The organism is Sphaerochaeta sp. S2, from assembly GCF_016406725.1.
In the GTDB taxonomy this organism is placed as follows: domain Bacteria; phylum Spirochaetota; class Spirochaetia; order Sphaerochaetales; family Sphaerochaetaceae; genus Sphaerochaeta.
On record NZ_JAEKNT010000408.1, the window covers coordinates 1 to 1,850 of the forward strand.

Below are 1,850 nucleotides of genomic sequence, written 5' to 3' on the forward strand. Positions count from 1 at the left end.
ATCTGATTACGATGTGTTCGTGAAGCATTTTTCTTCCCCGAAATTTGCTGTTTATGCCTTGGAGACTTCTCCAAGATGTCGGTTCCCTTTTGCAAAAGTGTATGATACAAAAACCTTTGTGAAAGAGGGCGCACAAAATCATGACATTGAGTTTGGTGTGTTTGTGGATATATTTCCTTTGGATGTAGCACCTGACGATTCAAAAAAAATCCATAAGCAAGTTCAGAAGTCCCGAATGTACCAACAACTTCTCAAAGTAAAGATGTCTCGATTGGGCAAGCATTGGAGTCTTCTCAGGAATTTCCTCTTGCTTCCCGGTAAACTAATGGTATTGCCCCTATCAGAAAACTGGCTGGCAAGGAAGATAAACCGCATCGCACGTTCCTCTTCAAATCTCATAAGCCATAGCATGGGATGTATGGTATGGGGATATGGTGAACGTGAAATATTGGATAGTGATTGTTTTGCCTCATCTGTCCCTCTAGAATTTGAAAACCTTGTATTTCCTGCACCCAAAGGCTATCATGAGTATCTCTCTTCTCTTTATGGAGATTATATGCAACTACCTCCAGTAGAGAAAAGAGTTAGCAAACATGACTTTGTTGCGTACTGGAATGAGTAATGGAAGGGAGAGTACATGAATATTGCCTTGATAATAGCTGGGGGTTCTGGAAATCGAATGAATTTGGATGTTCCCAAACAGTTTGTGACCATCTATGAAAAACCGGTGATTATCTACACATTGGAAGCATTTCAAGCACATCCTGAGATTGATGCAATTGAAGTGGTATGCCTGGACGGTTGGCAGGATACGGTGAAATCGTATGCAAAAAAATACCAGATTGATAAGCTGAAATGGGTTGTCACCGGAGGATCCAGTGGACAGGAGTCAATTAGAAACGGGGTATTTTCACTGAAAGGGATCTGCAAGGATGATGATCTGGTAATCGTGCATGATGGAGTTCGCCCACTTGTGGATGCCAGTGTGCTTTCCGATGTAATAGTTGTAGGAAAGAAATATGGGAATGCAGTGAGCTCGATGCCGTATAATGAACAGATCTTTAAGAAATGTGATGATATCTCAACCTGTGAGTATATTCCTCGGGAGACCCTTCGAAGAGTTTCTACCCCCCAGGCCTATAGGTTTGGTAAACTGTTGTGGGCGTACCAGAAAGCTTTCTCTGAAGGTATCGGCATCTACGGGTCGGCATATACCAATACCATGATGGTGGACTTGGGTGAAAAACTGTACTTTGCTGCAGGTTCAGAGAAAAACATAAAGCTCACGACGAAAGAAGACCTGGACACTTTCAAGGCATTTTTAAAAGTTGGACGTTATGAGATGGATTGACCACGCATTGTACCAAGCAGATTTGGACGGAGTAATTGCTCGTTTGGATGACTGGAGTTTTCTTAGAAAAAAAACAGTACTCATTGTCGGGGCAACAGGGATGATAGGCAGTTTTCTTGTAGACTTGCTGATGAAGCAAAATGATGCGACAGACCTACAGTGCCATATTCTAGCAGTGGGAAGAGATGCAGAGAAAGCAAAAAAACGTTTTTCGTCCTATGCAGCTTCTCCGTATTTCTCCTTTTATGCACAAGATATCAATGCAGGTATTCATATAGACAAACATGCTTCCTATATTATTCACGCAGCAAGCAATACGCACCCCGTTGCCTATGCAACTGACCCGATTGGAACTATCCTCACCAATATAACAGGTACCAATAATCTACTTGCTTGGGCAGCTGAAAATGGGTGTGAGCGCTTTCTGTTTGCATCAAGTGTTGAGGTGTATGGGGAGAATAGAGGTGATGTAGATGCTTTTGATGAATCATATCTTGGC

At 42.3% G+C, this 1,850-nt stretch carries 3 protein-coding genes; all 3 read left to right on the plus strand.

Annotated elements, in window-relative coordinates; all coding sequences use genetic code 11:
• Positions 1-622 (plus strand): phosphorylcholine transferase LicD (locus JF818_RS11920; protein ID WP_198892225.1); only part of this gene is annotated, 622 nt, incomplete at its 5' end.
• A gap of 15 nt (positions 623-637) precedes the next feature.
• A complete protein-coding gene (locus tag JF818_RS11925; RefSeq protein ID WP_198892226.1) occupies positions 638-1,351 on the plus strand; it encodes a 2-C-methyl-D-erythritol 4-phosphate cytidylyltransferase in 714 nt (237 codons plus the stop codon).
• Positions 1,338-1,850, plus strand: a 513-nt coding sequence (locus tag JF818_RS11930) for an NAD(P)-dependent oxidoreductase (protein WP_198892227.1), incomplete at its 3' end; no start/stop codon positions are given. The genes JF818_RS11925 and JF818_RS11930, both read left to right, overlap by 14 nt.